General features: G+C 38.5%; 5 protein-coding genes and 1 pseudogene. 3 read left to right on the top strand and 3 right to left on the bottom strand.

Features of this window, described 5'->3' with window-relative positions; genetic code table 11:
- A pseudogene (locus tag Q1553_RS00425) lies at positions 1–224 on the bottom strand (3',5'-cyclic-nucleotide phosphodiesterase); the annotation flags it as partial.
- A gap of 8 nt (positions 225–232) precedes the next feature.
- Positions 233–2,452 carry a flagellar biosynthesis protein FlhA gene (gene flhA, locus Q1553_RS00420; RefSeq protein ID WP_297571036.1) on the bottom strand — a complete coding sequence of 740 codons (2,220 nt, stop codon included), beginning with the start codon at positions 2,450–2,452 and terminating at the stop codon, positions 233–235.
- Positions 2,453–2,640: 188 nt separating this feature from the next.
- On the opposite strand from flhA, the gene rpsO reads away from it, so the two are divergent.
- Positions 2,641–2,916, top strand: coding sequence for a 30S ribosomal protein S15 (rpsO, locus tag Q1553_RS00415; protein WP_115551351.1), 276 nt, complete (start codon positions 2,641–2,643; stop codon positions 2,914–2,916).
- Between the two features lie 125 nt (positions 2,917–3,041).
- Positions 3,042–3,677 carry a Crp/Fnr family transcriptional regulator gene (locus Q1553_RS00410; RefSeq protein WP_245944211.1) on the top strand — a complete coding sequence of 212 codons (636 nt, stop codon included), beginning with the start codon at positions 3,042–3,044 and terminating at the stop codon, positions 3,675–3,677.
- A 28-nt stretch (positions 3,678–3,705) separates the two neighbouring features.
- Here Q1553_RS00410 and Q1553_RS00405 read toward each other — a convergent pair whose 3' ends face one another.
- Positions 3,706–4,470: an MBL fold metallo-hydrolase gene (locus Q1553_RS00405; protein ID WP_115551350.1), complete on the bottom strand. Its 765-nt coding sequence runs from the start codon at positions 4,468–4,470 to the stop codon at positions 3,706–3,708.
- A gap of 79 nt (positions 4,471–4,549) precedes the next feature.
- Here Q1553_RS00405 and dgt point away from each other — a divergent pair.
- Positions 4,550–5,535: dGTP triphosphohydrolase (dgt, locus tag Q1553_RS00400; RefSeq protein WP_300842661.1), on the top strand; the 986-nt coding region annotated here is incomplete at its 3' end.

Here is a 5,535-nt window from a genome sequence, read left to right as displayed (position 1 = left end):
CTAATCAAAATGTGTGCTTCTTTTTCTTTGGGATTCTTTGCTTTTGTGTATTTGATTTGCCGATAAATTTCCTCTAGGCGCGCACTAACTTCTTTGCCATAGTTGGCATTATAAAAAAACATTAACAAGGAATCGGACGCAAACGCACGTGTATAGATTTCGCGACTTACCATTTGGCAACCATAGCCGTCTAAGTCAATATGAGATAAATGGTAGATTTGCATATTTTTCCTTACAGAGCGAACTCAACCGTGCCCAAGATTTCATATTTGCTTTGATAATCAATCTCTGCGGTGCTTAAAACAATCATATTGCGTCCAAAACCATATTGCTCAAGGAAAATCGCTAAAGGCTTTCTTAGCACCATAGAAGTGCCGCCGATGATTGTTGGCACAGCACCCATAGACGCGCCTTTTTGGAGAGAAATATTAAATGCGTCAAGTAAGTTTTGCGATTCTGTCGGGCTTAGGCGTAACCTTTGTCCCATTTTTTGTTGGTCTGGCAAACGTTCTAGCAAGAATTGTTCTAATGCCGGAGAAAGGATAAAATAGCGCAAGATTCCGTCGTCATTTTGAAAATTATGCGTAATGAGTCGTTTTAGGCATGCGCGGACATATTCTGTGAGTGTTGGCAAATCACCTTTGTAGGCTGGATAGCCATCTGCAATGGCTTCAGCAATGCTTAACATATCTTTAATTGGAATTTGTTCGTGCAACAGCTCTTTTAGGATATGTTGAATCGTGCCAACGCCTACACCTTTGATTTCCTCTGCTAAAATCGGATAATCTTTGCCTAGTTTTTCAAGCAGATTATACACTTCTTGACGTGTGAGTAATTCCTCTGCGTGTTGTTTAATGAGTTCTTGAATGTGTGTGCTAATCACGGTTGCACCATCAATGGTTGTGTAACCCTCAATAATTGCGTCTTCTTTTTTGCTTTCATCTATCCAATAAGCGTCCAAGCCAAACACTGGCTCTTTGGTTGGGATTCCATCAGGTAATTCCCCGGCAAATCCGCTTGCAGCAACCGCAAGATATTTATCTGTCATTACTTTACCATGACCAATTTCAATTTCTTTAAGCAAGATTTGGTATTCATCAGGAGGTAAATTCAAATCATCTCTTAAATGCACCATTGGCACGAGGATTCCATATTCTGTTGCCATTGTTTTACGGATTTGGCGGATTTTATTCACGAGCTCGCCTCCTTGCGCAGGGTCTGCAAACTTGATGAGCTGATACCCAAGCCCCACACGCAAGATTTTGACTTTGAGCGCGTTATCAATCTCTGCTTCATCGCGTTTTTTGCGCTCTTCCTCATTTTCTTTGGGAGGCTGTTTTGCTGCTTGAGTGGCGGCGGCTTGCTGTCTTGCTTGTTTGCGTTGAGGGAGATTGTCAGAATCTTGCAATTCCCCCTCTTTGGTTTTATCAGCTTTTTTTATTTTTTTAAAGAGTGATTCTACATATTTCCACACTTCTCCCTCTTTCTGCTTGCTTAAAAGTAAAGCAAGGCTTAAAAACAGCAAGCCTACAAAACCTAATGAGAGGGTAGGTAAGCCCGGCACGAGAGCAAAAAGCAATAAAATGCAGCCCACAATTAAAAGTGTTTTAGATTCGTTGATGAGTTGGTCAATAATCCCTGAAGCAAAGTTTTCACCCTCTTTGCTAAAACGCGTTACAATGATACCTGTGGCGGTGGCGACAATGAGTGCAGGGAGTTGCGAAACCAAACCATCACCAATCGTTAGGATTGTGAAAGTGGAAGCAGAATCTGCTATCGTCATATCTTTTTGAAAAACGCCGATGAGGAATCCACCAATGATATTAATGAGCGTGATAATAATTCCAGCAATTGCATCACCTTTGACGAATTTGTTTGCACCATCCATAGAACCATAGAAATCTGCCTCTGTTGCTAGGGCGTCGCGTCTTGCTTTTGCCTCCTCTTGTCCAATGATTCCAGAGTTTAAATCCGCGTCAATCGCCATCTGCTTGCCCGGCATTGCGTCTAGTGTAAAACGCGCTTTAACTTCAGAAACCCTTGTAGAACCATTAGTTACAACCATAAAGTTGATAATGACTAAAATAATAAATAAAATGATTCCAATAACATAATTTCCGCCCACAACAAATTGTCCAAAGGCATTGATAATATCGCTCACTGCTTCAGGACCTAAATGCCCATTGCTTAAAATCATTCTTGTTGTTGCGATATTAAGAGCAAGGCGAAAAAGAGTAATAATTAGCAAAAGCGTAGGAAAAGCGGAAAAATCTGTGGGTTTTTTGACATACAATGCTATGAGGATAATGAGTGCCGAAAGTGCAATAGAAATGGCTAGGAAAAAATCCAATAAAGAACTTGGAAGTGGCACAATGATGATTGCTAAAATCGCAATAATAAAAAAGACAACCGTTAAATCTTTTGAGCCTGAAAGAAAAGATAAAAAGGGCATAATCCTGCTTAATAAAGACACTTTTTTATCTGCTGTTGCCAAATCTACTCCAAAATAAATAAATCAATCTGTAATTTTAGTCGTTTTTAGCCGATAAAATCAAGAAAATTGTTAAAATTTTAGCGCATTTTTACATTTTTATGATAAAATCGCAAATTTTATTTAATTATACCAATCAGGAGGTCAAAATGGCTCAAGATTCGGCGAAAAAGAGAGAAATTACTTCTACTTTTGCTAGAAATCCCAAAGATACAGGTTCTACAGAGGTGCAAATTGCTTTGCTTAGTGATAGGATTAAAACACTTACACAACATTTAAAGGTAAATCCAAAAGATCATTCTAGTCGTTTAGGACTTAGAAAGCTTGTTTCTCAAAGAAAAGGCTTACTTACTTATTTGCGTCGCAAAAATTTCAAAAGCTATGCAAATGTGATTGAAAAATTAGGATTAAAAGACAGAGGTTAATCTCTGTTTTTGTTTTTGTGTTCTTTCCCTGCTAAACTTTAAAAAGTTTTCCCGCTTTCGCCAAGCTATATTTTCTTAAAGTGAGATGAGCTATAATTTAAAATTTTGAAAATAGGGCGTAGAAGTTGAATGCAATCTTTAAAGAATTAATGGAATCTTGGGAAGTTTCTCTAGCAGACCAAAACATTTATTTGCAGAGTGCTTACACTAAAAGTTTCCCTAAAAATTATAGAATTTTAAAAGGCGAGCAATGTCGCGGACTTGTTTTGATATTAGATGGTGCTTTGCGGACATTTATCGTTTCTCCAAATGGCAAGGAAATCAATCTTTTTGTTCTAAAAAATAGTGAATTTTGTATTCTTTCTGCTACTTGCATTTTAAAAAATATTCATTTTGATGTTTGTTTGGAGTTCATTCAAACTTCCAATGTGTTAATTTTACCTAGCAAGATTTTTGACGAATTAAGTCTTAAGTATCCCATTGCTAAACAATTTCAGACAGAACTTATTGGAGAACGTTTAAGTCGCGTTGTGTCATCTTTGAGCTCTCTTGCTTTTGAATCTTTGGAGGATAGGGTTTTGAATTTTTTGCGTTCTGTTTTGCGCCGTGAGGATTCAAAGGACTTTAAAACGCTTTATATCACACACGAAGAGATTGCCAATGCGTTAGGAAGTGCGCGTGAGGCAGTCTCAAGAGTGTTAAAGGAGCTAGAAAAGCAGGGCAAACTCAAAACAAGGAGAGGAATCATTGAGCTATTTTGATAAATTGCTTGAGATTCCAATTCCAAGCTTAAAGGCGCGCAAGCCAATAAGGAATATTTGCCTGCTCTTGCGCAACACTCGTTGTATTGCCGTGTCCGGGTAGAATCAGTAGATTTTCTTTTCTCTCCATAAATTTTTCTAAACTCGCTTTCATTGCGCTATGAGAGGAATAAGGAAAATCGCTGCGTCCAATGGAGCGATGAAAGATAAAATCTCCGCTAAACATTACTTTTTGTTGGGACAAAGGTGGAATCTCACTTTGTGATGATGCGTTTTGCGCAGATGTAGAATCTGTATTGGTTAATTTAGAACTAAGCACAATCACGCTGCAACCCGGAGTATGACCGGGATAGCAAGAAAATTCTACGATAAAATTACCCAATGTGTAGTGATTTTCTCTGCCTAGATTCTCTGTATTTGCAGTTTTTCTCTCTATGGTTTCACCCTCTTTGCCACCCACAAGCAAACTAGGAGTAGATTGGGGTAGCCCGGTGCTAAAGCAGTCTTCTGTTAGCATAAAAGCATCTTCTAGCGGACAAAGTAGCGGAATCTTACCAAAATATGAAAGGAGCTCGGCGTTACTCCAAACATGGTCAAAATGCCCGTGTGTATTCAAAATTGCAAGCGGTTTTTTGCTCTCTAAGGTTTCTATTACCCAAGTGCTTGCGCCGATTCCCGGGTCAATAATCAATGCTTCATCAGTTTGCTTATCTATCGTAAGGTAGCAATTTGTCTGATATTCTCCAAAGGCTTTGCACAAAATCATAAAAGAATCATTCTCAAAAAGAATCATAGATTTTCCTTAAAATTTCTCAAAATCTTGCGAATCTTAACGCAAAATCGCTAAAATAATACCAAAAAAGGCGGATAAAATGACACAAAATCTAATGCAACCTCAAGAGCGATTCTATCCTGCTACGCCAGATTTCCGTGATGCGTTTGGCAGAGATAGAGACAGAATCATACACAGCTCGTATTTTAGACGCTTAGAATACAAAACACAAGTGTTTATTAATCATAGTGGAGATTATTTTCGCACGCGTTTGACACATTCGCTTGAAGTGAGCCAGATTGCACGCACTTTAGCGAAAAATTTGGGATTAGATGAGAATCTTGCGGAAGCCATTGCGCTAGCTCACGATTTGGGGCACACGCCTTTTGGACACGCAGGAGGAGATGAACTAGACAAAATAATGCGTCATTATGGCTTTCATCACGGGTTTGACCATAATTTCCAATCGTTTCGGGTGGTAACAAAACTAGAGAAGCGGTATAAAGATTTTGAGGGTTTGAATCTTTCCTTTGCGACTTTGGAGGGAGTCTTAAAGCATTCTTATCCTTATGAAAAATCGTTTATCAATTCCAATTTGCAAAATTTCTTTCGCGTGGAATTTCACCCAAGTTTAGAAGCGATTCTTGTAGATTTATCCGACGAGATTGCGTATATTAGCGCGGATATTGACGATGGCATTAAATATGGCTTGATTGGCTTTGAGGATTTAAAAGAAAACGCATTAGTCGCGCGCGCCTTAGAGTTTGTGGAGAGAGAGGAGGGGATTGTGCGTCATGATTCTATCTTTCGTCATCGTTTCACCTCACGTTTGATTACAATGCTTGTTTATGATATTTTGGATAATCACAAGCCCTTTGCGCAGGATTCTGTGCAGTGCTTTACTACTCTTGCTAAGGAATCTTTGCCTATTTCTCACACAACAACAATAGAACAAGAGATAAAAGCACTCAAAAAAATTCTTTTAAAATGTCTCTATCGTCATCAAGAAATTTACAAAAAAATGTTTATGGGCAAACGTTGCGTGCGAAAACTTTATGATTGCTTCAATAACGAAACCAATCTTTT

Origin of the sequence: Helicobacter sp. UBA3407 (genome assembly GCF_949747025.1) — a bacterium.
Classification (GTDB): domain Bacteria; phylum Campylobacterota; class Campylobacteria; order Campylobacterales; family Helicobacteraceae; genus Helicobacter_D; species Helicobacter_D ganmani.
The sequence above is the reverse complement of the archived record's forward strand: the minus strand, read 5'-3'. Positions and strand labels throughout refer to the sequence as shown.

What these genes read in the sequence shown, in the direction of transcription:
- flhA (WP_297571036.1), bottom strand. Translation starts at nt 2,452, where the DNA reads ATGCCCTTTTTATCTTTTCTTTCAGGCTCAAAAGATTTAACGGTTGTC.
- Q1553_RS00405 (WP_115551350.1), bottom strand. Translation starts at nt 4,470, where the DNA reads ATGATTCTTTTTGAGAATGATTCTTTTATGATTTTGTGCAAAGCCTTT.
- rpsO (WP_115551351.1), top strand. Translation starts at nt 2,641, where the DNA reads ATGGCTCAAGATTCGGCGAAAAAGAGAGAAATTACTTCTACTTTTGCT.